This window comes from Nonomuraea turkmeniaca, from assembly GCF_005889735.1.
GTDB classification, from domain to species: domain Bacteria; phylum Actinomycetota; class Actinomycetes; order Streptosporangiales; family Streptosporangiaceae; genus Nonomuraea; species Nonomuraea turkmeniaca.
In genome coordinates this window covers 1-25374 of the sequence record NZ_VCKY01000037.1, presented here as the reverse complement: position 1 = coordinate 25374, position 25374 = coordinate 1, and the positions used below count along the sequence as shown (strand labels likewise).

The window sequence follows — 25374 nt, the reverse complement described above, 5'->3', positions numbered from 1 at the left end:
AGGCTCCTCGGAAGCTCTTGATGGACCGGGCATTGATGGCGAGAAGGTCGTCCGGTGTCTCGAGGGCGAGCGCAGTGAAGTGCCGGTCATAAGATCGTTGCTGTTGCGATGATCCGGCGATCGGGAGCCCCGATGAGTGACCCCGGCGACTTCGGCCCTCTGGTGATGGACGAGCGCGAGACGATCGGTCCCTACCGGATCGTGGGCCGGATGGGGGCTGGCGGCATGGGGGTGGTCTATGCGGGAATCGCGGCCGACGGCACACGGGTCGCGGTCAAGGAGATCCATCCGGGGTTAGCAGCCGACCCGCACTTCCGCGCCCGCTTCGTCCGCGAGGTCGATCTCCTGTCCCGGGTGCGTGGACGTTGCACGGTCTCGGTGCTGGCCTCCGACACCACCGCGATTCCTCCCTGGCTGGCAACCGAGTACGTCCCCGGCCCGACGCTCAGCGCATACGTGCAGGGCAACGCGCCGCTGCGGCCGCATGAGCTGCTCTCGTTCGGCGTGGACATCGCCGAGGCACTCACCGACATCCACCGGGCCGGCATCGTGCACCGCGACCTCAAGCCCGGGAATGTGATCCTCTCCACCTCCGGCGCGAAGGTACTGGACTTCGGCATCGCCCGGGCCCTCGACGAGAGCGGGCTCACGGGCACCGGCGCGTTGATCGGGACGCCCGGCTGGATCAGTCCCGAGCAGTACCGGGGCGACCAGGCGGACGCAGCCGCCGACGTCTTCGCCTGGGGCGCGCTGATGGTGTACGCCACGACGGGGCGCCCGCCGTTCGGCATCGGTGCCCCCGACGTCCTCGCCTACCGCGTCATGAGCGTCGACCCCGACCTGTCCGGGGTGCCCGCCCAGGTCCGCGACCTCGTACGAAGCGCGCTCGCCAAGGATCGGACGGCCCGGCCCGCCGCGCAGGAGTTGTTTGCCCGCGTCACCGCGCTCAGGGCGGGCACGGCCCCCATGCAGGTGCCGACGCCCGACAAGCGACTGGTAGTGCCGCTGGTTCCGGCCGCGGCCGTCATGGCGGCGGTGGTGGCCGTCGGCGTGGTGTTCGCGGTGAACTGGGGGAAAACGCCGCAAGCACTTCAGAGCCCGAGCGGCCCTCCCGCGTCCACGCTCGCGGAGAGCATGGAGCCGGACACGAGCGTGGACCCGGATGAGGCGGCGACAGCGGGCGAGACCTCCGAGGAGACGCCCAGCGCGACCAAGACGGCGGAGGAGACGCCCACCACGAGGGAGAGGCCGAGCGCCCGCCCGAGCGCCCGCCGCTCGGCCACCGGCGTGCCGTGCGCATCCAACGACTCCATACTCCGGCAGGCCGCCGCGCGGAACGGCGGCAGCCTGCCGGACGACGCTGTGGTCGCGCGCAAGCTATGCGTGGGCAACTGGGTCGCGGCCGAGCTGGACTCCCCAAGCACCGGCGGAATCGACCTGATCGCGAAGCGTAACGCGACCCGATTCGTCGACGGTGAGATCGGCAGTTACTTCTGCTCGCGGGAGAACCAGCCGACGCTCCTCGCGAGCGCGCCAGACGGCATCAAAACGTTCCTCTGCCCCAACGGCTTCGACTGACCCGGCCCCCTCCTTGACGCCTCAGGCGAAGGTCAGGGGTCTTGGACGAGGGGCTCGCGCAGCTCGACCGCTAGGCGATCCATCCCATGGAGTCGGAAGCGCGCAGCTCCCGCACCGAGAACGGCGGTGTCTGCGGTGCTCGTCATGGCTCTTCCAGCGCGTAGGCGGCGGCCCGGGACGGCCCGAGCCGCGTCCCGTCCCGGAAAGCCGCCGTGTACGCCCGGGGCCCCAGCGCGTGACGTGCCCGCTCGACGCACTCCTGGTGTGACTTCGCCTGGAACTGCAGCCGTGCCGGAGAGGCGGCGACCGCCCGCCACAGGTCGTGAGCGGCGCCCAGCAGCCGGGCGGCCCGCTCGTGCCGCCCGCGTGCCTCAGAGGTCCATGCCAGCGCCTCCAGGCACTGGAGGAGGCCCCACCGGTCGTCGACGGTGCTCCAGAACGCGGCCACTTCCCGCATCTTGGCCTCGGCCTGGCGCCAGTCGCCCTGTTGCCAGAAGGCCATGCCGAGCGCGTACAGCGCGTACGCACGGAAGAGCGCCGCGTCGCGCTCCTCACACATTCTCACGAGTTCCTCGCCGTAAGCGGCGGCCCGGTCGGGGCGCAGGGGCGCGGCATAGAGCGCGGCGAAGTACAGGGTCACCCCCACGGCGTGGAGGTCGCCTCGCGCACGGTGACGGGTGAGAGCGTCCTCCGAAAGCGCGAGCCCGCCCTCGGCGTCGCCTTCGGACAGCGCCGCGACGCCGGACATCTGGATGGCGAACGCCAGCGCCGCCTCGTCGCTCAGCTGCCGCGCAAGCGCCGAGCACTCCCGCAGGGCGGCTCCGGCCACCGGATCGCCCTGGTAGAGGGCGAGCAGCCCGCCGGCCCACAAGCCCATCACCCTAGGGACGCTCGGTCCTGGCACGAGCGCGAGACCGCGTTTCAGCCAGTGCCGGCCTTCGCTGAGCGCGCCGGCGATGATCCAGTAGGCCCACAGCGCGGACGCGATCTCCAAGCCGGCGGGCGCGTCGCCGGGCCTGTCGAAGCAGAGGTCGAGCGCGACGCGCACGTTGGGTAGCTCCTGCTTCAGCGTCCGGGAGCGGTCGATCTGGTCGGGCACCATCCGGTCCACGCGCAGTCGCTCTGCCAGCCGGCGATAGTGGTCGATGTAGCGCTCGCGCAGCGTCTCCACGTCCGTGGCGGGCAGCCGGTCGCGGCCGTACGCGCGGATGGTCTCCAGCATGCGGTAGCGCATTCCGCCGCCGTGTTGCTCCGCTCCGCTCAGGATGGACTTGTCCACCAGGCCGGCCAGCAGATCCAGCACGTCCTCGCGTGCCAGACCCGGCCCGGGGCAGACGGCTTCGGCGGTCTCCAGATCGACGCCGCCCGGGAACATCGACAGCCGCTCCCACAGCCGTCGCTCGCCGGGCGAGCACAGCCCGAAGCTCCAGTCCATGGTCGCCCGCAGGGTCTGGTGGCGCGCCAGCCTGCCGGGACCGGCCTCGGCCCGTACTTCCAGGCGTTCATCGAGCTCGTTCACCAGCTCTTCCACCGAGGCCGTGCGCAGGTGTACCGCCGCCAGCTCGATGGCCAGCGGAATCCCGTCCAGGCGCCGGGCCAGCCGGGCGACCGCCCGGGCGTTGGCCGCGTCGACGAGGAAGCCCGGCCGGATGCTCGCCGCCCGCTCGGCGAAGAGCCGCACGGCGTCTCGCCTGGCGATGTCGCGCGTGGTGGCGCCGGGCTCCGGGACCGGGAGCGACGGCACGCACAGCACCTGCTCGCCGTACACGCCGAGCGCCTGACGGCTGGTGGCCAGGATCCGCAGCCGCGAGGTGCCGCGCAGGAGCCCGCACACCAGGCGGGCGCACGCATCGAGCAGGTGCTCGCAGTTGTCCAGCACCAGCAGCATCCGTTTGTCCGCCAGACGTTCCGCCAGCAGGGTCAGGAGATCCGATCCGGTGTCACGGATTCCCAGCGCGGCGGCCGCCGCCGGGGCCAGCAGGTCCTCGTCATCAATGGTGGCCAGCTCCACCAGCAGAACCCCATCACGGTACTTCCGCATGGCGATCTCACCGACACGTCGCGCCAGCCGCGTCTTGCCGACCCCGCCCGCGCCGGTCAGCGTCAGCAGACGGGTCTTCGGCAGGATCCGCATGACTTCCGAGATCTCGCGCCTTCGTCCGACGAAACCGGAAATGTCGGTCTGCGAGGAGTCCGCCGTCGGCTGCTCGGCGGCCGGGACGTTCCGGATCGTGTCGTTCACGGGCATGCTCATTCACCGCCGAGAGGCTGCTCGCCGGAGATGCCGGCCTGCCGGCGACCCAGCCGGCGATCCGGGCCCTGGAATGGAGCCGAGTTCGCGCAGGATGCGCTCACGCATACCAACATATGCCCACGGCAGGTGCCGGACACTACGGGCGATATGCCTGGTCATCGGGCATATCGGGGCCGAATGCCGAATCATCGCCGACCCAGGGCGAAGACCGGGCTCACGCATGGGATGGTCTTTGCCGAGGGCCCGCCCGGTGGACGGACGCGGGTTGCTGCGAAGCTCGCCGAGGCCTGGAGTTCGGCCGATCGGAGAGATCAGCTGCTACGCGGCGGCGGCCACGATGCGGCGGACGATCTCCCGGGCCACCGGCTCGGTCAGGGCCGACGTGGTGATGCGCGTGCGACCGTCACCCTCTTCGAACGTGCTCGACCCGTCCGCCCCGACCACCACCCGGCCGTCGGGGCTGAACCCGAACAGCTCCGGCACCAGCATGGTCAGCACCGTGATCGGGTCGTGCGGGCAGTTCCACTCCTTGTTCCAGAACCGCCACCACTGCTCGATCTCCGCCTTCAGCACCGCCCCGAGCGCGCCGGCGCCCCCGATGCTGGAGACGTCCACGCCGTCCAGGCGGACCGTGGTGGTGATCTCCAGACCGGTCACCGTGATCGGCGCGCCGCAGCCGAAGACGACGGCCGCCGCCTCCGGATCGCATTTCAGGTTGTGCTCGGGCTTCGGGTCGTCGAATCGGCCGCCCATGATCCATAGGTGCCGGACGTCACGGGCGAACGACGGCGAGGCGGTGATGGCGTGCGCGATGTTGGTGAGCGGCCCGACCGCCACCACGTCGACCTGCCCTGGCTCGCGACTCACCCGGTCCACCAGGTACGCCACCGCGTCCCCCGAGTCCACCTCCTCCGTGTCGAGGTCGGTGAAGAGCCTGCCTTCGTGGCCTGCCCACCAGGCGGGCCGGTCGGTCAGCGTCTTCGCGGCTCCGGGGATGACGGCCGGCGACCGGGACGCGAGCCGTACCAGCCGTTTTGCCAGGCGTGCCCGCAGCAGCGTGTCACCATAGACGGTCGTGCAGCCGAGCAGGTCCACCTCGGGTGAGCCGAGCAGGACGGCGAGCGCCAGCGCGTCGTCCACGTCGGTGCCGATGTCGGTGTCGAGGATGACACGCACGGTCGAAGAACTCATAGAGGCCTTTCCCGATGAGGCGGGGACCTTCCTCGCCCTGCCAGGATCGAGCCGTGGCCTCGTCCAGGTCAACGGGTTCCTGCCCGGCCGCTACTGGGAGGTCGAGCCGCAGGTCACCCCGAGCCGGACGGATCAGGGCCGGCCGTTGTTACGATCCTCCGCATGCACAGCGCGAACACCGCGGTCGACGGAGAGGACGTGCGCCGGGCCGTCGCTCTCGCCATCGACGCCCTGAGGGACGCGGATCCCCAGGGGTGGGAGGCCAAGGCCGGAACACTCGAGTGGACGTGCTGGGAGACGCTCGAGCATCTGGCCGATGACCTGTTCACCTACGCCGCGAGGTTCGGGCTCGGGGAGCCGCCGATGTCCACGCTGTTGCCGTTCCGGACGAGCAGCGACCGAAGCGGTGGGCCGGCGAACGTCATCTTCGTCGACCGGGCCGCCGGCCCCGAGGGCCTCATGACCATCCTGGAGGCGTGCGGTGGCCTGCTCGCGTCCGTCCTGCGCACGACCCCCTCGACGACCGTGGCCTACCACGTCTTCGGGCCCTCGGATCCAGAGGGCTTTGCCGCCATGGGCGTTGTCGAGACCCTCGTGCACACCCATGACGTCGCTCAGGGGCTGAATCTGGAGTGGTCACCGCCAAGGGAGTTGTGCGAGCGGGTGCTGAAGACGCTCTTCCCCCATGTCGCCATCGACTTCGACGTCTGGGCGGTCCTGCTGTGGGCGACCGGACGCACCACCCTGCCCGATCGTCCACGACTCACCGAGTGGCGCTGGTACGGCACGCAGGGCGCATAAGTTCCTGCCGCACCGCTCGACGAGACACCCGCCCTTCATATGAGGGCCGTACGTCGCTATGGTCGGAACCCATATGGACGGCGTTCAGGCGTTAACAGAGTCGGATCCCGCACAGCTGGGCGAATACCCGCTGGTCGGTGTGCTGGGCCGGGGCAGCCGGTCAGTCGTCTACCTGGGCCGCTCGGCGGGCGGACATGTGGCGATCAAGCTACTGCCCGCGGGTGATGCCGAGACTCAGCGTGCGGTGGCCGCGGCGCAGCAGGTTACCGAGCCGGCCACCGCGCGGGTGTGGACGGCCGGGACGTACGGTGACCGGCTCTACGTGGTCAGCGAATACGTGCAAGGCGTATCCCTGGCAGAGTTGATCCGCCGGGAAGGCCCGCGTGACGCGGACCAACTGCACTGGCTCGCGACCAGCACGATCGCCGCGCTGGCGGCGATTCACCGGGCGGGCATCGCACACCTGGATTTCAGCCCGGCCAACGTGTTGCTCGGCGCCGAAGGGCCGAAGGTGGTCGATCTCGGTGTCGCCCGGCCGCCGGAGCCGGCGGTGGTGCCCGCCTACTCGTCGCCGGAGCAGGTGGCCGGCCATCCGGTGGGACCGGCCTCCGACCTGTTCTCCTGGGCCGTGACGATGATCTACGCCGCGACCGGGCTGCCCGCTTTCGGCGAGGACGGCGTTCCGGCCGTGTCCCATCGGGTGCTGCACGGCCCGGCGAACCTGTCGCGGCTGCCCCAGCCGCTCCAGCCCATCGTGGACCGGTGTCTAGCCAAGCGGCCGGAGTATCGGCCGACCGCGGAGGAGGTGCTGGCATTCCTGCACGGAGCCGGGCAGGGCCGGCCGACCTTTGTGCCGCCTCCCGCGTACGCCCCACCGCCCACCCAAGTGCTACCCGCCCCGTCGAAGAGCTCGGCGGGCCTGGTGATCGGGCTGGTCGCCGGAGTTGTGATCTTGCTCGCGGTGGCCGCCACCGCTGCGGTGTTCCTGACCAAGCGGCAGCAGCAGGAGCCGGTCGCGGTCATCAGCCGCGGCCCCGCCCTGGTGACTCCCACAGGGCCGACTCCCACAGGGCCGACGCCGACGGCGGCGACGCCGGTGCCCGAGCGCGCCTCCGTGGCCGGTCGATGGACCGGCACGTACCTGTGCAACCAAGGCAAGACCGCGCTTGAGCTCACGATCAAGGAGACGTCGCCGGGCCAGCTCGAGGCGGTTTTCGCCTTCAAAGCCGACCCCAGCAATCCCGGCGTGCCCTCCGGCTCCTTCGCCATGAGCGGCTGGCTGACCGGACGGGTCCTGCAATTGACCGGCGAGCGCTGGATCGACCGGCCGGGCGACTATGTCATGGTCGGCCTCCGCGCGAACCTCACCGAGGATCGCCCCTCCACTCTCCGCGGCATCGTCCGGGGCGGGGGCTGCAGCTCCTTTACCGTCGAGCGGTCCTGACGGGCGCGCCGATCCGGCCGCTCTTACCACGCCTCCCTGCCGGCGGCCGGGTCAGCCGGCCAGGACGCGGGCGAGTTCCCGCAGGGTGGCCGGATCCGTGCCGGGAGGCGGGGAGACACGGAGCACGGGCTCATGCAGGTCCAGGGGCGCCCGGGCGACGGGGGCGGCGCCCACGAGCAGGCCCGCCCGGGCCGCCCGCGATCTGGCGTCCTCGGCCGAGTCGCCCGGCGGCGGCCTGAGGGTGACGATGGCGGAGGGCTCGTCGAGCGGCTCGACCACCCGCCAGCCGCCGGCGCCGTCGAGGATGCGCCGGGCCATGCCGCCGAGGCCCGCCAGGTGGGCGTGGACGGCGGCAGGGCCGAGGGCCTGGTGTTCCTGCGCGGCCAGGCCGAGTGCGATCCGCGCCGCGATCCCGCCCTCCGAGCCCTCGTAGCGAATCGCGTCAGGCAGCGGAGCCGGTGTCGTCGTGCCGGCCGTCCAGACGTGGCCGCCGAGGGTCGGGGCGGCGGCGTCCATGTCGGGCGTGCGGCCGGGCACGATGAGGAAGCCGACGCCGCGCGGCCCGGCCAGCCACTTGCGGGAGGTGCCCACGTAAGCGGTCGCGCCCACGCCGCCGACCGGCACCTGGCCGAGGGACTGACAGACATCCAGCACCAGCGGCACCCCGGCGGCCCGGCACAACGCTCCGATCTCCTCGGCGGGCTGGACGACGCCTCGGTGGGAGGCGATGTGGACCACGCTGACCAGGTCCAGCCCCGACGTCAGCCGGGACCGCAGCCCATCCAGCTCGACGCGGGAGTCGTCGTCCACCGGCAGCTCGACGAGCTCCCAGCCGCGTTCCCCGGCGAGGCGGCGCAGCAACATCAGCGTGCTGCCGTACTCCGTGCGGGCGAAGCCGACGCGGCTGCCCGGCGGCAGCCGCCAGCCGCCGAGCAGCGTGGCCATCGCCGCCGTCCCGCTCTCCGTGAACGCGACGTCGGCGGGACTCGCCCCGGTCAGGGCGGCCAGCGCCGACCGGGCCGGGGTGAGATCCGGCTCGGCGGCGTAACCACCGCGCTCCCGCTCCAGCCGCAGGTGCGCGACCACGGCGTCGAACGTGCGGTCGCTGGGCACGTTGCACCCGGCGGCGTCCAGGAGCCCGGGCGGCACGACGGACCGCGCCGCCCGCCACGTCTCCGCCACCTGGCAGGTGGCGGTGGTCACGCCTCGGCCAGGAGCAGGGCGAAGTCGCCGGAAGGGTCGGTGTACCAGCGGCGCATCGTGAACCCCGCCGCCGCCAGTTCGCGGCGCAGGCCGCCAGGCCGGAACTTCGCGCTGATCTCGGTACGCGTCTCCTCCCCGTCGGCGAAGTCCACGGTCAGGCCGAGCCCGCCGATCCGGACCCGCATGGCCTTGGACGCCCGCAGCCGCATCTCGATCCAGTCGTTGCGCTCGTCGTACAGGGCGACGTGCTCGAAGGCGTCCGGCTCGAAGTCGGCGTCCAGTTGCCGGTTGATCACGTGCAGCACGTTGCGGTTGAAGGCGGCCGTCACGCCGGCCGCGTCGTCGTAGGCGGCGACCAGCCGGCCCCGGTCCTTCACCAGGTCGGCTCCGAGCAGGAAGGTGTCACCGGGGAGGAGGTTGTCGCGCAGCTCCTTCAAGAACACCTCCCGGGCCGCGGGCTCCAGGTTCCCGATGGTGCCGCCCAGGAAGGCCACCATGCGCCGGCCCGTACGCGGCAGCAGGCGCAGGTGCCGTTCGAAGTCGGCGCACACGGCCTGTACGGCGAGTCCGGGATAGCGGGCGGCCAGCCGGTTCGCGGCCGACCGCAGCGTGACCGCGTCCACGTCCACCGGCGTGTAGCCGCGCAACGACCCGGCCGCGGTGAGGGCGTCGAGCAGCAGGACGGTCTTCTCGCTGGTCCCCGACCCGAGCTCGACCAGCGTGTCCGCACCGCTGACCGCCGCGAGCTCGCCCGCCCGCGCCTGGAGGATGGCCAGCTCCCGCCGCGTGGGGTAGTACTCGGGCAACCGGGTGATCTGGGAGAACAGGTCGCTGCCCACCTCGTCGTAGAACCACTTGGGCGGCAACCATTTGGGCGTCGCGGTCAGACCGGTACGGACATCGTGTTCGAGAGCGTGGCGCAGGTAGTCGCGGTCAAGATGGTCGATCAACTGCACGGTCGACTGGCTGATAGGCACGAGATCTCCTCAAAGTCACAAGGGCTGGACGCGTACGCCATCGGAAGAGGTGACGAGCAGCAGGCTCCGCTCCGGCACGGCCTGCCAGCCGGGCAGGTCGTCGAGTGGCTCGCTCACCACGAGTACGCCGTCCTCTGCGGGCCGGTGGAAGAGGGTGTCGCCCCAGACGGTCGCGGCGAGCGACGTGCCGTCGCAGGCGAGCAGGTTCAGGCGGGCGCCGGGGTCCCTCGCCCCGGCTTTCACGACGACCTCGGCGAGAGATTCGCCGAGGCCGAGCCCGGTACGCAGCCGCTGGAACACGGCGGCGGCGACCCAGGCGGCGTCGCAGGTGCTCTCGGCGGCGTCGGCGAGGTCCCTGACCGCGTCCTGCTCGACGCGGCCGTTGTGGCTGAGCAGCCACGGTCCGTCGGTGAACGGCGCGGTGGCGCTCTCCTCGACCGGCATGCCGGTGGTGGCGCAGCGCACGGCCGCCAGCAGGCAGCCGGAGCGGGCGACCTGGGCGAGCGCGGGCAGGTTGGCGTCCGCCCAGATCGGGATGGAACGGCGGTAGCGGATGGGTTCGGGGCGGACGGGGTCGTACCAGCCCATGCCGAAGCCGTCGGCGTTGACCGTGCCGTGCCGCTGCCGCCGGGGCGCGTACGACTGCGTGCGCAGACCGTGCGCAGGCTCGTGGATCAGCGCGGCCGCGGCTCTCGGCGCGCCGAGCCAGGCCGCGTGGCGGCACACTAGCCCTCCTCCGCGGTGCGGGCGCAGCGGAATCCGGTGAAGATCTGCCGGCGGATCGGATAGTCCCAGTTCCTGAACGTGGTGCGGACCGCTGCGGGGTCGGCCGCCCACGAGCCGCCGCGCAGCACGCGGTAGTCCCGGCCGAAGAAGACCTCGCTGTACTCGCGGTAGGGGAAGGCGCTGAAGCCGGGGTAGCCGTCGAACCAGGTGCCGGTCCACTCCCACACGTCCCCGACCATCTGCTCGGCCCCGTACGGGCTCGCCCCGCCGGGGTAGGCGCCGAGCGGCGCCGGTCGCGCCGCCCGGTGCCCGAGGTTGGCGAGCTCAGGCGTGGGGTCCTGATCGCCCCAGGGGTACTTGCGGGCCCGTCCCGAAGCCGCGTCCCACCCGCACGCCTTCTCCCACTCGGCCTCGGTGGGCAGCCGCTTGCCGGCCCAGCGGGCGTAGGCGTCGGCCTCGTACCAGCACACGTGCTGGACCGGCTCGTCCATCGGCACCGGCTCGGTACGGCCGAACCGGCTGCGCCACCACGTGCCGCCGTCCTTGGCCCAGAACAGCGGGGCGAAGACACCGCTCTCCTGCCGCCACCGCCAGCCCTCCGGCGCCCACCAGCGCGGGTCGTGGTAGCCGCCGTCCTCGATGAACGCGGCGTAGGCGGCGTTGCCGACGGGGAGCCGGTCGATCCAGTAGGCGGGCAGGTCCACCCGGTGGGCGGGGCGCTCGTTGTCGTAGGCCCAGGGCAGCGTGTCGGTGCCCATCAGGAACGTGCCGGCGGGGACGTGCACCTCCTCCGCGCCTCCCGCCCGTCCGGGGGGCAGGGCGGCGTCCCGCACCATGCCGGGCTGCCGCGACAGCTGCAGCGTGGCGAGCATGGTCTCGTCGTGCTGGTGCTCGTGCTGGATCACCAGGCCGAACACGAACCCGTCGCGGCGCAGCGGGCTAGGGTCCTCCAGGTCGACGGCGTCCAGGACGTCCAGCACGCGCCCGCGCACGCCGCCGATGTAGTCACGGGCCTCGGCCGGGCGCAGGAACGGCAGCGCGGGCCGGTCCTTGCGCGGCGTCTTGAACGCGTCGTAGATGTCATCGATCTCGGGCCGGAGCGGCGTGATGCCCGCGGCCGCCCGCAACACCCACAGTTCCTCGTAGTTGCCGACGTGGGCGAGGTCCCACACCAAGGGCGACATCAGTGGCGAGTGCTGGCGTACGAGCAGGTCGTCGTCCGCCTCCGTGTAGGCCAGCGACCGGTCGCGCACCGCGACCAGCTCGGCCGCGATGCGTTCCTTGAAGTCGTTCACACTCGTCCCCCTTCGGTCAGCCAGGCCTGCGGGCCCAGATCTATGAGGTCGGCCGCCGGCGAGCGGCCAGGTGTCACGTGCCGGTCGGCGAAGGCGGCCACCTCGCCGACCAGGGCGGGAGCCGCGCCCACGCGCGGCAGCGCCTCGAGTGCGGCGCGGAAGCACACCTCCGCGGCTTTCGCGAGCCGCGGGTCCGCCAGCCCGCAGCGCGCGGCCTCCCGCCACATCTCCCGGTACGGTTCCGCGGCGGCCAGCGCGGCGTCGGCGGCCCGGTCGTCGGCGAGGAGCGCCCAGGTCACCGCCACGCACACCGGCCAGGTCGCCGGATCCTGGGCGTCGAGGTAGCGGATCTCCAGCCAGCCTCGGGGACGTACCGGAGGAAACACGGTCGTGGCGTGGTACGCCAGATCCGCCGTGGTGGGCTCGCCGGTCGCCAGCCAGTCGCGGAAGGTCGAGCCGTCGCGGACCGGGCGGCACCGGTCCCCGTCTTCGCGCACCAGCATGAGGCGGGCGTCGAGCAGGTAGTCCGCCCAGTCGGCCGCCGGGTCGCCGGACACGCGGACGGGGGACGTTCTGGTGGGGTCGAGGTTCTCCCACACGGCCTGGCGGCCGGACATCCAGCCGCAGGGGCGGCCGCCGCTGAGCGGGGAGTTGGCGAAGGCCGCGGTCAGGACGGGCCCCAGGAGATGCGCCCGCTCCCAGCGGGTCTCCGGCCGCTCCCCCAGGTCCAGGTTGACCTGGATGGAAGCCGTGGAGCACATCATCAGCGGCCCGTAGGGACCGCCCAGGAAGTCCGCCATCGCGTCGTACCTGGGGAGGCGGAGCTGGCGGTGCGGCGGGCGTACCGGATCGAGGCCCACCCCCACCAGCGCCAGGCCCGCGTCGGCGAGGGCGCGGCGGGCGACGGCCAGGTCGGCGGCCAGCCCGGCGATCGCGCCGGACAACGGCCCCGCCGGGCCGGAGAGCTCCAGCTGACCGCCCGGCTCGAACGTCACCCGGCTCCCGCCGGGCAGCGGGGGAAGGACCCGCTCGACCTCCTCCATCGGCACGTGCCGATGGACCGTCGTGTGGTCGAAGACGAGGAATTCCAGCTCGACGCCCACTCGATCCCCGCCGTCCGCCTGGAGGCACCGGCGGGCGAACGCGGCCACCTCTGAGGCGTCGCTGAGCGACGCGTCCTCACCATGCGCCGCCTCTTCGTCCGGCGGCGTCGGCCCGATCGTCGCGTGGCGCATGTGTCTACAGACCCGCGAGCCACGCGAGCGTTACACGAGAATTCTCAGACGCGTCGCCGGTTCCTGAAGGCGGACATCAGCCGCTCCCTCGTGCCTGCCGACAACTTCCCCGGTGGCGGGTCGGCGAGGAAGCGGATGGTCGTGCGGAACTGGTCGACGTAGTGCCCGCAGTCGGCACAGCAGGTCAGATGGGCCTCGACCGCGGCTCGGGACGGCTGGTCGAGGGCGTCGTCGAGGTAGGCGGTGATGACTTCCACCAGTTCGCCGCACGTGAACCGCTTCACGACGTTGCCCGCCTTACCCTCTGCCCTATGAACCGTTTCACCTATTCTGACTGCTTCACCGACTGGAAATAATCCTCCAGTCGCCCACGGACCGCCGCACGCGCGCGGTGCAGCAGGACCCGCTGGTTGGCCGCGGAGATCTCCAGGATCTCGCAGACCTCCTCGGAGGTACATCCCTCCACGTCACGCAGTGTGATCACGATCCGTTGCCGCGGCGGCAACCCGGCCAGAGCCTCTCCGATGAGGCCGCGCACCTCCGCGGCGAGCGCCTGGCTCTCCGGGGTCGGCCAGACCGCGGGCGACTCCTTCCAGCTTCCCAGCAGGGCGGCGTCCGCACCGTGGAACCGCGAGGGATCGACGGTCGGTCCGGCGTCCTGCTCGAAGACGCTCCACGGCAGTGTACGACTCTCCCGCACGCTGCGCTTCTTCGCCGTGTTCACCAGGATGCGGTAGACCCAGGTCTTGACGGACGAGCGGCCCTCGAAACCGTCGATCGCGCCGATCACCGCCAGCCAGGTGTCCTGCACCACCTCTTCCGCGGAGTCGTCGGTGGACACGTACGTCCTGGCCACCCGGAGCATGCCCCGCGACCAGGTGTCGAGCAACACCACGAACATCGCCTCATCGCCCGCCCGAAGCGCCGAGACGACGACGTCATCCGGGGGCAGCGTGCTGCCCGCGAAAGACCCCACGATCGCTTTCCTCCCCCGTCGAGCGTTGGGGCTATCATCACACGCCCACCGAAACCGCCGTTGCTCCGCTCCCCTATCTTGCTTGCGACGAGGCGGTGTGGGAACCGGGCGGCTTCAATGCATGTGCGCCAACACGGTCATGGGGACCGTGCCGCGGTTCGCCCACGTGCCATGTCGCGGCGGGCCGCCGAGCAGCAGGTCGGCGATCTCAACGGCGTCGCACCAGGCACGTACGGTGGGATCGGGCGTCCGGCCGGTCCACTTGACGCGCTCGCCGGGCTGAAGCCCGACGATTCTGGCCTGTGCCGCTGTCGTTCACGCGGCGACACTTCCTTGGCTTCCTGCTTCGACGGGCCGTGCCGGGCTCGCGCCCGGCCTTACCGGCCCTCCACAGGCGTTTTGCCTCTCCGCCCGTCCGGCGGCGAGGATATTGAGCGCGGTGTTGATGTCCCGGTCGTGGGCCGCACCACAGGAGCAGGTCCACTCCCGCACCGACAGGGGTATGTCCTGCCGTACCGCTCCGCATACCGAGCACAGCTTGCTACTCGGGAACCAGCGACTGACCTTGACGAAGGTCCTGCCGTACAGGCGCGCCTTGTACTCCAGCATGGCCACGAACGACGACCAGCCCGCATCATGCACGCTCTTGGCCAGCCGGGTGCGCGCCAAGCCCTTGACCGCCAGGTCCTCCACATACACCGCTTGGTTCTCGCGGATGATCTGTGTGGAGAGCTGGTGGTGGAACTCGCGGCGCGCGTCGGCGACCCTGGCGTGCTGCCGGGCGACCACAAGCCGGGCCTTGGCCCGGCTCTTGGAACCTTTCTCCTTACGGGACAGGGCCTTCTGCGCCCGCTTGAGCTTCTTCTCCGCCCGGCGCAGGAACCGGGGCGAATCGATCTTCCGCCCGTCCGACAGGACAGCGAAGTGTCCAAGACCCAGGTCGATCCCGCTCTCGATCCCGCTTTCCGACAGGGGTGAGGCGCTGACCTCCACGACGAAAGACGCGAAATACCGGCCCGCCGCATCCTTGATCACGCTCACGCTGGACGGCTCGGAGGGCAGCTCCCGCGACCAGCGCACCGCCACGTCTCCGATCTTCGGCAGGCGCAGCTTTCCGCCCGGCATGATCGAGAATCGTGACCAAGTTCCGCCACCGGGTCTTCAACGGCGAGCACCTGACACGGCTGGAAGAGATCATGAGGGATGTGTGCGTCGACTTCGAGACCGAACTGCGTGAGTTCAACGGCGAGAACAATCACGTCCACCTGCTGGTGAACTTCCCACCCAAGATCGCCCTGTCCAAGCTCGTCAACTCGTTGAAAGGGGTGTCCTCGCGGCGGATGCGCCAGGAGTTCCCCGAACTGGCCGCCCACTACTACCGGGCAAACAAGCTGTGGTCGGGCTCCTACTTCGCCGGGTCGGTAGGCGGCGCTCCCATCAGTGTCCTGCGCCAGTACATCGAGCAGCAGAACCGGCCGGTCTGAGCGGGGTGGACGCCGGTCCGCCTGGCGGCGAATCGGCTGTCCTTGCCCCGCTACGCGGGACGGTCGGCTTCACCCCCGGCCTGAAGGACTCTGTTGCCCAATTCGGCGTGCCGTCTTCGCATTGATCGTTTTCTGGTTCAGGATGTCGTTCTGCTGCTCGGGTTCCCCCGCCGGGCGGTGGGAAGGAGCCTGTGGTGTCGATGCGGCCGCGTGCTTGGCCGGAGATTCCCGAGATGACCGCGCGAGTGGCCCGGGCGGCGTTTCCGAAGGGGACGCCGGCCATCCGGATGAGGGATGCGCTGGGTCCGTTGTTCGCCGATGAGGAGTTCGCTGGCATGTTCGGGGTGAGGGGGCGTCCTGGCTTGTCGCCGGGGCAGTTGGCGTTGGTGTCGGTCCTGCAGTACGCCGAGAACCTGTCCGATCGGCAAGCCGCCGATGCGGTCCGTGGCCGGATCGAGTGGAAGTACGCCCTGGGTCTGGAGCTTGAGGATCCGGGGTTCGACTTCTCGGTGCTCAGTGGTTTCCGCGCCCGCCTGGTCGAGCACGGCCAGGAGGAGCACGTCTTGGAGTTGCTCCTGGAGCGCTTGGTTGAGCTGGGGTTTCTGCGAAGCGGTGGACGCCGGCGGACCGACTCCACCCATGTGCTGGCTGCCGTGCGGTCGTTGAACCGGGTCGAGTTCGTCGGGGAGGTGATGCGCTCAACGTTGAACGCGCTGGCCGCGTGCGAGCCGGGCTGGCTGGCCGCATGGTCTCCCGCAGCGTTACGGGGAGCGGGTGGATACCTATCGGCTGCCCGACACCGAAGCGGCGCGAGCCGACTACCTGCACCAGGTCGCAGACGGCGGCTACCGCTTGCTGGAGCAGATCTACCACCACGGCGCCCCGGCCTGGCTGCGGCAGGTCCCGGCGGTGCAGGTACTGCGCGAGGCGTGGATCCAGCAGTATGACCGGACCGACGGGCAGGTGCATGTGCGGCAGGGCAAAGACCTGCCGCCGGGAAGACTCCGGCTGGCCTCGCCCTATGACCCCGATGCCCGCTACGGGGTCATAGGGCGGGACCGGCTGGATCGGCTACAAGGTGCACCTGACCGAGACCTGTGAACCGGATGCGCCTCATCTGATCACGCATGTGGCCACCACTGACGCCACCGTGGAGGACTCTCAGATGACCGCTACCATTCACGACGACCCGGCGGCACGTTCCTTACTGCCCGATGTGCACGCCGTCGACATGGGCTACACCTCCGCGGCGGTGCTGGTCAGTGCCAGAGACGAGCATCAGGTGGAATTGCTGGGCCCGATGCGGACTACCACCAGCCGCCAGGCCCAGGGTGAGAGCGGGTTCGAGCTGAGTGCCTTCACGATCGACTTCCACGAGCGGCAGGCGGTCTGCCCCGCGGGTCACACCAGTAGCCGCTGGCTGGAGGAGACCAGCCGGGGCACGCCGCTGATCCGCGTCGCCTTCCGCAAGCTCGACTGCGGTCCCTGTCCCCTGCGGCCGCAGTGCACGACCGCCAAGATCGGCCTACGCCAGCTCACCCTTCGACCTCAACCCCAGCACGAGGCCTTGCAGCAGGCCCGCCGCGAGCAACGCACTGACGAGTGGAAACTCGTTACAAGGTCCGGGCCGGGGTGGAAGGCACCATCTCCCAAGCTGTTGACCTGGATGTCCGACGGACCCGATACATCGGCATGGCCAAGACCCATCTCGGCCATGTGCTCACCGCCTCAGCCATGAACGTGGTCAGACTCGACGCCTGGCTCACTGAAACACCATTGGGGACGACCCGCACATCACACTTCGCGCGGCTCGCACTGGAGCTGACCGTGTGACCCGAATTGGGCAACAGAGTCCTGAAGGCCGGAGCACTACCGACGATTCTGGTAGCAGCGATCCCCCATCCGCAGCCGATCCGCGTACACGGCCGCCAGCGGCGAGATGAACACCCCCTCCGGGGCTTCGAGATCCATCCGGCCGCGCAACTCCGCCACGTGGTCCGCCTGGACCTGCCGGTCCTCCTCGGTCGCATGGCTCCAGAACAACCACGGGCAGAAGTCGAACTCGGTCATATGGTCAACATCCTCTCCCCATCGTCCCCAGCATCATCGACCACGCGGAGCGGCGGACCGGCAGCCGGTACCGGTCGGACAGCGCGGGCCCGTAGGAGGCGCTGCCGATCCCCTGCTTGCCGTGGTGGAGGTTCAGCCGCACCCGGCCGGGTCCCGCATCGTCTCCCGAGGGCCGCAGCGCGGCAGGGTCAGGGCACCCTGGGCCGGCGGGCGGGGCGTCCACCTCCACCCGCCAACTCGTTCACCCCGTCAGGCGGCCGGCTCGTCCGAGACGTCGAAATGGGCGGCGCTCCCGTCGACCAGCATGTTGCGGCCCTTGATCTCGGCGGCGGCCTCGGGACCCACGATGCCGTCCTGGCCGGGCAGCTGGCCGGCGCCGCCCTCCGGGCCGAGCGGCACCAGGATCATGGCCGGTCGCCGCTCGTACGCGGTCAGCTCGCCCGCACCGGTGATGACCGTGCGGAGGTTCTGCGCGAGCAGCTCGCCCTGCTGCCGGGCGAAGGCCGCCATGTTCCGGTCCGCGTCGGCCATGTCGCCGATGGCGAAGACCCGGTCGTGCCCCCTGACGCGCAGGTGCTCGTCCACGCGCAGGTGCCCCTGGGCGTCGCGGGACTCGGCGAGCGAGCCGCGCAGGTAGCCGGTGTGCGGGGTGACCCCGAAGCAGCGGAACCAGATGTCGGCGGTCAGCTCGTCGCCCGCCTCCGTGGTGACCGCGACCGGCGCGGCCGTGGCGGACGGGGCGTCGGGGAGCCCCCGCAGCGCGCTGCCCAGCTTGAGCTCGACCCCGAGCTTGTCGAGCTGCGTACGGAGCTCGTCGCGCAACGCCTGGTCGAACGGTCCGGCCAGGATGTCGGGGGCGACGTCGGCGAGGGTGACGTGCTTGTCGGGGAAGGCCGACTTGATCTCCCCGGCGAGCTCCAGACCGACCGGCCCGGCGCCGATCAGCAGCACCTTCCCCGCCCCGGCCAGCGCCTCGTGCGCCTCCCTGACCTTGGCCTTGGCCACCTCGGCGGCCGACTCCTCGATCTTGGCCGGGAACGGGTACGAGGACCCGGTCGCCAGCACCAGGTAGTCCGGCTCCAGCCGCGTGCCCGAGGCGAGCGTGACCTGCCGCCCGTCCACGGCGACGGCGCGGTCGCGCAGGAATCGCCCCCGCGCCAGCAGCCGCCGGTAGGGCAGGAAGATCCGGTCCAGCCACTCCGGCTCCACCAGGGCCCGCAGCGCGGCCAGGTTGTGCATGAAGGAGTCGGACGGGTCGACGAGCGTCACGTCGGCGACGTCGTCGAGCAGCTTGGCCACCGTGTGACCGCCGTACCCGCCGCCCAGGACCACCACGCTCGGCCGGCCACCAGCATTCTCGATCATCAGATCTCTCCTCACTAGCTTTCGAAGTGCCGCTAGGCTATTCATACTCACTTCGAAAATCAAAGTGACCTTGAATCTGCTAGCATAGGGGGTGCCATGGCGACGATCTCCACCCACGACGCGGACACCTGTGAGCGCGGTGACGCCGCCCTGACGCGCGCCTTCTCCGTCCTCGGAAAACGCTGGAGCGGCGTCGTGCTCGGCAGTCTCCGCCCAGGTCCGGCCGGCTTCCGCGAGCTCTCGCGGGCGATCGGCCGGGTCAGCGACTCGGTGCTGTCCGACCGGCTGTCCGAGCTGACCAAGGCCGGGCTCATCGCCCGCACCGTCGAAGAGGGCCCGCCCGTCACGGTCTCCTACGAGCTGACCTCCGCCGGTCAGGCGCTCATGCCCGCGCTGGACGAGCTCTCGAAGTGGGCGCAGGAGCATCTCCCGCCGGAGTGACGCGTTTCGCGGCCGGAAGTGATCTTCATCCGGTACGCTCCCCTGCTGGTACGGCCGACTCGCGGAGGAGCTCCCCACCATGCGACGCGTCACCTGCGGCTTGGCCGTCCTGATCCTGGCCCTCGTGACAGCGGCGTGCTCCGGTGCCGCGGAAGAGACGCCACCGAAGCCGGTGCTCGAGAAGGACACCATCAAGGTTGGCATCGTGCCGACCACCGACGCCGCGCCGCTGTTCATCGCGGTGAACAAGGGGTTTTTCCAGCAGGAAGGGCTGACCGTCGAGGCGATGACGGTGACTGGCAGCGGGGCGGCGATGCCGCAGGTGATGAGCGGCAGCCTGGACCTCGCACAGACCGACTACGTCACCACGTTCCTGGCCGGCTCAAGAGGCATGCCCATCAAGGTCGTCGGGGCCATGTCCCAGGCCGGGCCGGACACCTTCGGCCTCGTCGCCAGGGATGGCTCGAAGATCGAATCGGTGGCGGACCTCAAGGGTAAGAAGATCGCGGTCAACAACCTCATGGGGCTCGCCACGCTCACCGTCACCGCCATGTTGCGGGATGCCGGCATGGAGGCGCGCGACGTCAAGTTCGTCGAGGCGCCCTTCCCCGAGATGCCGGCCAACCTCGCGGCGCGGCACGTGGACGCGGCATGGACGGCCGAGCCGTTCCTCACCTTCGGCGAGCCGCGGGCCAAGCTGCACAGGGTCGCGGACACCATGGCAGGCCGGATCACGGACATGCCGGTGGGCGGCTGGATGGCGACCGGCGACTGGGCGACGGAGAACCCGCAGACACTGACCGCCTTTCAGCGTGCCTTCACCAAGGCCCAGCAGCTCGCCGCGCGCGACCGCAAGGAGGTGGAGGCGGTGCTGCCGACGTACGTGAAGATCGACCGGGAGACCGCCGCGCAGACGTCCCTGGGCACCTACCCCACCGCCGTGGACCCGCAGCGGCTGCAGCGGGTGGCCGACCTCATGCAGCAGCACGGGTACCTCAAGAGCCGCGTGGACGTGAAGACCGTCCTCGCCCCCTGACCCGCGTCCCGGTCAGACCTGGACGAACGGTACTGGCCGACCTTTGCTCAGGCGAAACCGTGCACGTGGTGGTCGAAGACGGAGTGCGTGCCGACAAGGCGACGGGCAATACCCCAGCACGACGGTCGCACTCTCACGCCCCCGAGTACGATCGACAGGACGCGCGATCACAAGAATCCAAAAAGCACAGGGACGAATACGCACAATAAAGCAAGGCATCATCCCTCGTAGTGGGGGAGAAGAGTGGCGAATCTATACCCCTCAATGATGACAAATACACCAGAAAGAGCCCAGGCGATCTTTTCCCCAAATACAACTGGGGCCGTCAAGCCCACAATTGTCGCAAATCCTGACGACATTGTCTCCAGAGCCACCGAGTCGCTGTCACTATAATCCGGCCACGCCGGATCCCTACCATGATTCGTCGGCATAAATCTTAAGAGCATTGCAAACAATGCGACACCACTCAAGCGGCTGCCCGCCACTGTTCGCGCCACACCATCACGCCGGCCTTTTTTGTGGCATATACCCCGCTGGACCCAATTTCCCCCAAATATCAAGGGAGAAGGTTTTTCACGATAGGCAGGTAGGTCATAAACCTGTCCGCATACTCCTTCGCCTTATCACGGATATGGGCCGCTTCCCCACCGCGGCCCATCTGGCCTCCTGGGCTCGGATCGCGCCCATGACCAGGGAATCGGCGGGCAAGAGCAGGCGAGCCACCACCGGCAAAGGCAACAGCTACCTGGCCGCTGTCCTCGGAGAAGCCGTCATCGGGGCCCCCAAGGCGGTATCGGCGGTTATCCCGCCGGATCGGCAAACGCCGCGCCATCGTCGCGGTCTCGCGCACCCTGCTGATTATCATCTGGGAACTGCTCAGCGACCCAGACGCCGACGATACCAACGCATCACGTCATTATAATCCTGACCGACGCGCGTTCATCGTGATGATGACGAGAGCTTCCGTTCTAGTCGATTTATCTTTGAGCGCCTCAAGAATATTAGGATAGTGCTGCAGTTGGTAAGGATGGAAGGGTGTGGCAGTCAGATGCCCATCCCATTTATCGGATTCCATTGAGGTCATTAACGAGCCCTGGCCGACAACCTTCCATTCTTTCTGGCGAAGTATGTCGACAGCTTTATCAAGCGCCTCCTCGCCATTCCTGCCTCCAACATCTATGACGAGCACATTGTAAGTTTCGATCGCGCCCGCATAGTCGACTTCATCGCTGCCCTCTTCCTTCAATGTCCCGATGCTGCGCACTTCTTTGAGGGCGGCGGGGTTTACGTGATAAACAGGCCGAGGGAATAGACCGCACGCAGAGGCAAGGACAATCAATCCGATAAGTGCAATTGCGCGCCTTGATGCTCGATTCATGACCCGCGCCTCTTCATATTGACGTCCACCGCTGCACTACTCTCATACCGCCTTCCGCTTATGCCATGCCCCAGAATTCGCTAACCGCGTTGCCTGCCTTGAGCATCTCCTCGAGGTCTCTCTTGCGATCAATCGCCGACCGTTGAATCCCCTTGGTATCGCCGGTATTCATCCACTCCGCAAATTCCTTGGCTTTTGGTACCCAGAAGGCGCCCGTCTTGCTGCTCCAGTTCACCACTCCAGAGCATCCGCAATAAGCGATTGCTGCCTCCATGTCATTTAGTTCGCGATAGTCTCCGAACTCAATGACTTTGATGTTAACCTTCAGGTGTGCCATCCATGCGGCTGCCAGGTCTATCGCTTTGGCCGGATCCATCATCCATGTTGTGACTTGGCCAATTGTCATTTTAGCATATTTTTTCCCGTAATTCTTGTAGATCATCATGTGTGCTTTGTAGAGCTCGAGCTGTGTAATGCCGACCGACGCTCCCCATCCCCCATTGCCGTCCCACAAGTCATCCTTAATCGTAGCTAGTCCAGCACCGACATATCCCGTCCCTTCCTTGGCATTCATGCTCTCCCAGATAATGACGGCCGTTAGGACTCTTCTGTTGATATCGTACTTCTGCGAAGCTTTTGTTATAGCATCGCGATACGGCAAAATACCCTTGTACTGATCATAGTATGACTTGGTCCCCGGACCTGCCGAACCGCCAGTATTAGACCCTGAAAAGTCAATGTTTGGGTCGCCAGAAGGCGGGATACCCAAAAGCTCCTCTTCGGTGATCGACGGATTGAGGAAATTTATCCACGAGACGAAGTCTGTGACGTCCGCGCGTTCTTCCCCGGTCAGATCCCAGTAGCCATCCGGGGCGGTCATTCCGTTCGTCATCACGCCGATTCGTTTCGCTTCCTCATCGCTGAAGGAGGGAAGACTCGGCAGGACGTAGTTCTCGTAGTACCAGACGGTATCGGTCTCGGCGATGGTGGGTGTGCACTCGGAGGTTCCCGCGTTAATGTTCACCTGACAGTATCCACCACTTGACGGGACGTAGTTGCCGCTGCTGTCCGGGGTGTAATAGGTCATGTGACCGGTGGGGTCGGTGCCGGTGAGGGGTGTGGCGTTGGCGTAGGTATAGCGGTTGGCCTGGACGGACGGGCTTGGGTTGAGCGTGACGGTATCGCGGCTAGTGAAGGTGCCGGTCCTGGGCTGGTACCAGCGGGCGTGCATGTTGACCTTGCCGGTGTCCGGGTCACTGTACTCGCCCTGGTAGCCGAGCTGGGTTTTAGTGCCGGTCTGGGCGATGACGGTGCCGAACGGGTCGTAGGCGGCCGAGGTTTGCAGGGTGGTGGTGTAGGTGGCCACCAGGTCGCCGTGCAGGTCGCTCAGCGCCGCCATCGCTGCACCGGCGCCCTCCTTGAGACCCAGCAAGTTGCCGCCGGAATCGCGGGCATAGCGAGCCTGGACGGCTCCACTACCGTCGGTGATGGCGGCCAGGTCGTTGCCGAGCCCGCTGTAGGGGAAGGTCTGTTTCGCGGTCCCACGAATGCGGGAGGTGACGCGACCGAGGGCGTCGTAGCTATAGAGGCTCTCGCCGTCTGCGATGAGCCGATCGAAGGCGTCGAAGGTGTGGTTGGTGGTGGCCCCTGCTTTGGTGCTGGTGGCGAGGGTGCCGCGTGGGTTGTAGGTGTAGTCGGTGCCGCGGCGAGCGCGGCCGTCAGCGTGAGCGGATCGAGCGACGGCGCCGCACCGTGCTCCACCCAGAGCGCGTCGGCCCCGGCCGCCTCGAACGCCACCGCGTCGGACAGCCACTCCCCCGGATCGTCCGGCGGCCTCGGCAACACGACCCCGACCCGCACCCGTTCAGTCATCATGCTGCTCCCCATCCACGACGACCCGCAGCCGGTCGTCGATCCTGCGGGTGAGGTGGAGCCGGTCGAGGTGCTCCAGCAGCGGGATCACGACCCGCCGGTTGGTCGCGAGCGCGGCCCGCGCGTCCCCCGCCGTGAACGGCCGCGGCAGCTTCGCCAGGATGCGCGCCGCCTCGCTGTCGGCGCCCGGCAGCAACACCACGTCGTCGGCGAGCCGCAGCACCAGCCCGGCCCGGGCGGCCAGCGCGACCGCGCGCCTGTTGAGGCCGAGCGCGGGCAACCGCGCCGCCTCCGGCGCGAGATACGGGGTCCCGGCCAGTTCGGCACGCAGCCGCTCGACGGCGGCGACCACCTCTGCCGGCACGCCGTCACCGTCGATCCTGCCGTCGGACACGTGCAGCGGCGGGCAGCTCTTGACCAGCGCCTCCACCAGGTCCCGCGCCGGCAGGCCGAGGGCGGTCCTGGCGGCGTCCACCGGGATGCCCGGCTGCTCGGCCACGAGCGCCCTGAGCCGCTCCGCCAGCCTCTCCCACCACCCGGGATCGACCACCCAGTCACCGGCGCCGGGCACGTCGAGCCCGCCCGCATCGCACCCCATCGCGGCCAGCTCCGACCACCGCGCCACCCCACGCCAGCCGAGCACGGTGGCGGCATCGGGCACGCCGCGGGTGGGGGCGATCGCGTCCCCCAAGCCGTGCGGCACCGGGCCGCCGGCCTCTCCCGCGGTGTCCGGGACGGCGAACGGCGCCAGTTGTGCCGCACGTCGCCCGGCCGCGCCGCGCCGGCGCAGGGCCGGTGGCCGTACGTCGAGCACCAGCACGCTCATGATCGGCCGTCCGGAGCACCGCAGCAGCGCCCGGTCCCCGACGCGCAGGGGCAGCGCGCGGGCCAGCGTCAACCGCGCCGCGCCGGCGCCCGTCCGAGCCGGGCCGATGGGGCGTACGCGTGCCGGCACCGAGGCCGAGCCGATGTGCAGCACGGCCTCGCGCGGCGCGAGGCCTCCGTCCTGCCGCACGTCCAGCCGCACGTCCACCACGTCGGTCTCCAGCCAGGCGTCCGGCGTGAGCAGCGTCGTCCCGCGGACCGCCCGGTCGCGCTCGACACCGCGCAAGTTGACCGCCACGCGGGCGGTGGCCGCGACCTCGTCCACCGGTTCGCCGGTGACCTGCAGCGCCTTCACCCGCACCCGTTCGCCGTCCAGGACCAGGGTGTCGCCGACCCGCAGGGTGCCGGCGGCGAGTGTGCCGGTGACCACCGTGCCCGCACCCGTGATCGTGAAGCCCCGGTCGATCCACAACCGCACCGGGGCGCCGGGGTCAGGCGCCGGGAGCGAGGAGATCAGCAGGTCGAGCCCGCGGCGGAGGTCGTCGAGCCCCTCCCCCGTGCTGCCGCTCACCGTGGCCAGGGGCCAGGAGGTGATCCGCTCGCGGGCCTCCTCCACCGCCAGCGCGGGATCCATGAGGTCGCACCGGGTGACCACCAGCAGGCCGCGGTCCACGCCGAGCGCCTCGATCGCCTCCCAGTGCTCCTGGGACTGGGCCTGCCAGCCCTGGTCGGCGGCCAGGACGAACATCACGGCAGGCACCGGTCCCAGCCCGGCCAGCATGTTGGTGACGAACCGCTCATGCCCCGGCACGTCCACGAACGCCAGGCGGCGGCCCGACGGCAGCGTGGTCCAGGCGAAGCCGAGGTCGATGGTCATGCCCCTGCGGCGTTCCTCGGCCCATCGGTCGGGTTCGATGCCGGTGAGCGCGCGGACCAGCGTGGACTTGCCGTGGTCGACGTGCCCGGCGGTGGCGATCACGTACATGCCCGCACCGACTCTGCCAGGTCGTCGTCCAGTTCGGGCGGTACGGAGCGCAGGTCGAGGAGGAGCCGGCCGCCTGACACCCGGCCGACCACGGCGGGGTCGCCCAGGCGCAGCGGGAGCGCCAGCCGGGCGGGCAGGGCGAGCGCCACACTCGGCAACTCGCAGCCGGGCGCGCCCCCGCCGCCCACGACGGCCACGCTCTCGACCACGTCTTTCTCGGAGAGACACCGGAGGGGGT

Annotated in this window: 23 protein-coding genes and 3 pseudogenes; 9 read left to right on the top strand and 17 right to left on the bottom strand. The window is 69.6% G+C overall.

The features are described 5' to 3' along the window. Nucleotides 1–132 precede the first annotated feature (132 nt). A complete protein-coding gene (locus ETD86_RS56895) occupies nucleotides 133–1578 on the top strand; it encodes a serine/threonine-protein kinase (protein WP_211370023.1) in 1446 nt (481 codons plus the stop codon). Nucleotides 1579–1720: 142 nt separating this feature from the next. On the opposite strand, the gene ETD86_RS13690 is transcribed toward ETD86_RS56895, so the two are convergent. Both ETD86_RS13690 and ETD86_RS13685 read right to left on the bottom strand, forming a co-directional pair. Then, complete coding sequence (locus ETD86_RS13690) at nucleotides 1721–3820, bottom strand: ATP-binding protein (RefSeq protein ID WP_170223066.1); 2100 nt, start codon at nucleotides 3818–3820, stop codon at nucleotides 1721–1723. Between the two features lie 330 nt (nucleotides 3821–4150). Further along, nucleotides 4151–5023, bottom strand: a complete 873-nt coding sequence (locus tag ETD86_RS13685; protein WP_138666524.1) for a nucleoside hydrolase — start codon at nucleotides 5021–5023, stop codon at nucleotides 4151–4153. On the opposite strand from ETD86_RS13685, the gene ETD86_RS60060 reads away from it, so the two are divergent. The 3 genes from ETD86_RS60060 to ETD86_RS13670 all read left to right on the top strand — a co-directional run bounded on the left by ETD86_RS60060 (nucleotide 4983) and on the right by ETD86_RS13670 (nucleotide 7268). Next, nucleotides 4983–5258 (top strand): hypothetical protein, encoded by a 276-nt coding sequence (locus ETD86_RS60060; protein ID WP_425465631.1) that lies wholly within the window; start codon nucleotides 4983–4985, stop codon nucleotides 5256–5258. The two genes, ETD86_RS13685 and ETD86_RS60060, sit on opposite strands and share 41 nt — an antisense overlap. Beyond that, nucleotides 5186–5824, top strand: coding sequence for a DinB family protein (locus ETD86_RS13675; RefSeq protein ID WP_138666522.1), 639 nt, complete (start codon nucleotides 5186–5188; stop codon nucleotides 5822–5824). The genes ETD86_RS60060 and ETD86_RS13675 overlap by 73 nt, the downstream gene beginning before the upstream one ends. A gap of 73 nt (nucleotides 5825–5897) precedes the next feature. After that, nucleotides 5898–7268: a serine/threonine-protein kinase gene (locus ETD86_RS13670; RefSeq protein ID WP_170223065.1), complete on the top strand. Its 1371-nt coding sequence runs from the start codon at nucleotides 5898–5900 to the stop codon at nucleotides 7266–7268. Nucleotides 7269–7319: 51 nt separating this feature from the next. Here the strand turns inward: ETD86_RS13670 and egtE are convergent, their stop codons facing one another. The 8 genes and pseudogenes from egtE to ETD86_RS13630 form a co-directional block, all read right to left on the bottom strand. Then, nucleotides 7320–8471, bottom strand: coding sequence for an ergothioneine biosynthesis PLP-dependent enzyme EgtE (egtE, locus tag ETD86_RS13665; protein ID WP_246147890.1), 1152 nt, complete (start codon nucleotides 8469–8471; stop codon nucleotides 7320–7322). Next, complete coding sequence (gene egtD, locus ETD86_RS13660; protein ID WP_138666519.1) at nucleotides 8468–9448, bottom strand: L-histidine N(alpha)-methyltransferase; 981 nt, start codon at nucleotides 9446–9448, stop codon at nucleotides 8468–8470. The genes egtE and egtD overlap by 4 nt, the downstream gene beginning before the upstream one ends. A gap of 15 nt (nucleotides 9449–9463) precedes the next feature. Continuing rightward, on the bottom strand, nucleotides 9464–10174 hold the full coding sequence (egtC, locus tag ETD86_RS13655) for an ergothioneine biosynthesis protein EgtC (RefSeq protein WP_138666518.1): 711 nt from the start codon (nucleotides 10172–10174) through the stop codon (nucleotides 9464–9466). Continuing rightward, nucleotides 10174–11469 carry an ergothioneine biosynthesis protein EgtB gene (egtB, locus tag ETD86_RS13650; RefSeq protein ID WP_138666517.1) on the bottom strand — a complete coding sequence of 432 codons (1296 nt, stop codon included), beginning with the start codon at nucleotides 11467–11469 and terminating at the stop codon, nucleotides 10174–10176. The genes egtC and egtB overlap by 1 nt, the downstream gene beginning before the upstream one ends. Further along, entirely contained in the window at nucleotides 11466–12704 is a 1239-nt protein-coding gene (gene egtA / locus ETD86_RS13645) for an ergothioneine biosynthesis glutamate--cysteine ligase EgtA (RefSeq protein ID WP_138666516.1), read from the bottom strand. Before egtA ends, egtB begins: the two co-directional genes overlap by 4 nt. Nucleotides 12705–12748: 44 nt before the next feature. Beyond that, the gene (locus tag ETD86_RS13640) at nucleotides 12749–12988 is read right to left on the bottom strand and encodes an anti-sigma factor family protein (protein ID WP_138666515.1); all 240 of its coding nucleotides are present in this window, start codon (nucleotides 12986–12988) and stop codon (nucleotides 12749–12751) included. Nucleotides 12989–13029: 41 nt separating this feature from the next. Continuing rightward, on the bottom strand, nucleotides 13030–13680 hold the full coding sequence (locus tag ETD86_RS13635) for an RNA polymerase sigma factor (protein ID WP_138666514.1): 651 nt from the start codon (nucleotides 13678–13680) through the stop codon (nucleotides 13030–13032). A 315-nt stretch (nucleotides 13681–13995) separates the two neighbouring features. Further along, a pseudogene (locus tag ETD86_RS13630) lies at nucleotides 13996–14820 on the bottom strand (RNA-guided endonuclease InsQ/TnpB family protein); the annotation flags it as partial. Between ETD86_RS13630 and tnpA the strand changes: the two are divergent. Together tnpA and ETD86_RS13620 are read left to right on the top strand one after the other, a co-directional pair. Beyond that, nucleotides 14814–15164, top strand: a complete 351-nt coding sequence (gene tnpA / locus ETD86_RS13625; RefSeq protein ID WP_138666513.1) for an IS200/IS605 family transposase — start codon at nucleotides 14814–14816, stop codon at nucleotides 15162–15164. The pseudogene ETD86_RS13630 and the gene tnpA overlap by 7 nt on opposite strands. Before the next feature lie 194 nt (nucleotides 15165–15358). Further along, a pseudogene (locus tag ETD86_RS13620) lies at nucleotides 15359–16997 on the top strand (IS1182 family transposase). A gap of 36 nt (nucleotides 16998–17033) precedes the next feature. On the opposite strand, the gene ETD86_RS13615 reads toward ETD86_RS13620, so the two are convergent. From ETD86_RS13615 to ETD86_RS13605, 3 genes are read right to left on the bottom strand one after another with little or no spacing between them, the layout of a single operon-like run. Next, the gene (locus ETD86_RS13615; RefSeq protein ID WP_138666512.1) at nucleotides 17034–17234 is read right to left on the bottom strand and encodes a hypothetical protein; all 201 of its coding nucleotides are present in this window, start codon (nucleotides 17232–17234) and stop codon (nucleotides 17034–17036) included. Between the two features lie 4 nt (nucleotides 17235–17238). Continuing rightward, nucleotides 17239–17463 (bottom strand): hypothetical protein, encoded by a 225-nt coding sequence (locus ETD86_RS13610; RefSeq protein ID WP_138666511.1) that lies wholly within the window; start codon nucleotides 17461–17463, stop codon nucleotides 17239–17241. A 20-nt stretch (nucleotides 17464–17483) separates the two neighbouring features. Next, nucleotides 17484–18599 carry an NAD(P)/FAD-dependent oxidoreductase gene (locus ETD86_RS13605; RefSeq protein WP_138666510.1) on the bottom strand — a complete coding sequence of 372 codons (1116 nt, stop codon included), beginning with the start codon at nucleotides 18597–18599 and terminating at the stop codon, nucleotides 17484–17486. A 96-nt stretch (nucleotides 18600–18695) separates the two neighbouring features. Here ETD86_RS13605 and ETD86_RS13600 point away from each other — a divergent pair, with 96 nt between their 5' ends. From ETD86_RS13600 to ETD86_RS60055, 3 genes are all read left to right on the top strand, one after another. Beyond that, nucleotides 18696–19040, top strand: coding sequence for a winged helix-turn-helix transcriptional regulator (locus ETD86_RS13600; protein ID WP_138666509.1), 345 nt, complete (start codon nucleotides 18696–18698; stop codon nucleotides 19038–19040). A gap of 79 nt (nucleotides 19041–19119) precedes the next feature. Next, nucleotides 19120–20076 (top strand): ABC transporter substrate-binding protein, encoded by a 957-nt coding sequence (locus ETD86_RS13595; RefSeq protein ID WP_138666508.1) that lies wholly within the window; start codon nucleotides 19120–19122, stop codon nucleotides 20074–20076. Nucleotides 20077–20530: 454 nt separating this feature from the next. Further along, nucleotides 20531–20998 (top strand): transposase, encoded by a 468-nt coding sequence (locus ETD86_RS60055; RefSeq protein ID WP_138666507.1) that lies wholly within the window; start codon nucleotides 20531–20533, stop codon nucleotides 20996–20998. Here ETD86_RS60055 and ETD86_RS13585 read toward each other — a convergent pair. The 4 genes and pseudogenes from ETD86_RS13585 to ETD86_RS13570 form a co-directional block, all read right to left on the bottom strand. Further along, nucleotides 20993–21454 (bottom strand): hypothetical protein, encoded by a 462-nt coding sequence (locus ETD86_RS13585; RefSeq protein WP_138666506.1) that lies wholly within the window; start codon nucleotides 21452–21454, stop codon nucleotides 20993–20995. The genes ETD86_RS60055 and ETD86_RS13585 overlap by 6 nt on opposite strands. A gap of 58 nt (nucleotides 21455–21512) precedes the next feature. Then, nucleotides 21513–23267 (bottom strand): RHS repeat-associated core domain-containing protein, encoded by a 1755-nt coding sequence (locus tag ETD86_RS13580; RefSeq protein WP_138666505.1) that lies wholly within the window; start codon nucleotides 23265–23267, stop codon nucleotides 21513–21515. A 51-nt stretch (nucleotides 23268–23318) separates the two neighbouring features. Further along, nucleotides 23319–25136 carry a selenocysteine-specific translation elongation factor gene (gene selB, locus ETD86_RS13575; protein WP_138666504.1) on the bottom strand — a complete coding sequence of 606 codons (1818 nt, stop codon included), beginning with the start codon at nucleotides 25134–25136 and terminating at the stop codon, nucleotides 23319–23321. Beyond that, nucleotides 25127–25374: pseudogene (locus ETD86_RS13570) on the bottom strand (hypothetical protein); the annotation flags it as partial. The gene selB and the pseudogene ETD86_RS13570, both read right to left, overlap by 10 nt.

Bases quoted from the DNA above. Each gene is read 5' to 3' on its own strand.
- ETD86_RS56895 (WP_211370023.1), top strand. From the start codon at position 133: ATGAGTGACCCCGGCGACTTCGGCCCTCTGGTGATGGACGAGCGCGAG.
- ETD86_RS60060 (WP_425465631.1), top strand. From the start codon at position 4,983: ATGTCGGTGTCGAGGATGACACGCACGGTCGAAGAACTCATAGAGGCC.
- ETD86_RS13685 (WP_138666524.1), bottom strand. From the start codon at position 5,023: ATGAGTTCTTCGACCGTGCGTGTCATCCTCGACACCGACATCGGCACC.
- ETD86_RS13675 (WP_138666522.1), top strand. From the start codon at position 5,186: ATGCACAGCGCGAACACCGCGGTCGACGGAGAGGACGTGCGCCGGGCC.
- ETD86_RS13670 (WP_170223065.1), top strand. From the start codon at position 5,898: ATGGACGGCGTTCAGGCGTTAACAGAGTCGGATCCCGCACAGCTGGGC.
- egtA (WP_138666516.1), bottom strand. From the start codon at position 12,704: ATGCGCCACGCGACGATCGGGCCGACGCCGCCGGACGAAGAGGCGGCG.
- ETD86_RS13615 (WP_138666512.1), bottom strand. From the start codon at position 17,234: ATGACCGAGTTCGACTTCTGCCCGTGGTTGTTCTGGAGCCATGCGACC.
- ETD86_RS13605 (WP_138666510.1), bottom strand. From the start codon at position 18,599: ATGATCGAGAATGCTGGTGGCCGGCCGAGCGTGGTGGTCCTGGGCGGC.
- ETD86_RS13600 (WP_138666509.1), top strand. From the start codon at position 18,696: ATGGCGACGATCTCCACCCACGACGCGGACACCTGTGAGCGCGGTGAC.
- ETD86_RS13595 (WP_138666508.1), top strand. From the start codon at position 19,120: ATGCGACGCGTCACCTGCGGCTTGGCCGTCCTGATCCTGGCCCTCGTG.
- ETD86_RS60055 (WP_138666507.1), top strand. From the start codon at position 20,531: ATGCGACACCACTCAAGCGGCTGCCCGCCACTGTTCGCGCCACACCAT.
- ETD86_RS13585 (WP_138666506.1), bottom strand. From the start codon at position 21,454: ATGAATCGAGCATCAAGGCGCGCAATTGCACTTATCGGATTGATTGTC.
- selB (WP_138666504.1), bottom strand. From the start codon at position 25,136: ATGTACGTGATCGCCACCGCCGGGCACGTCGACCACGGCAAGTCCACG.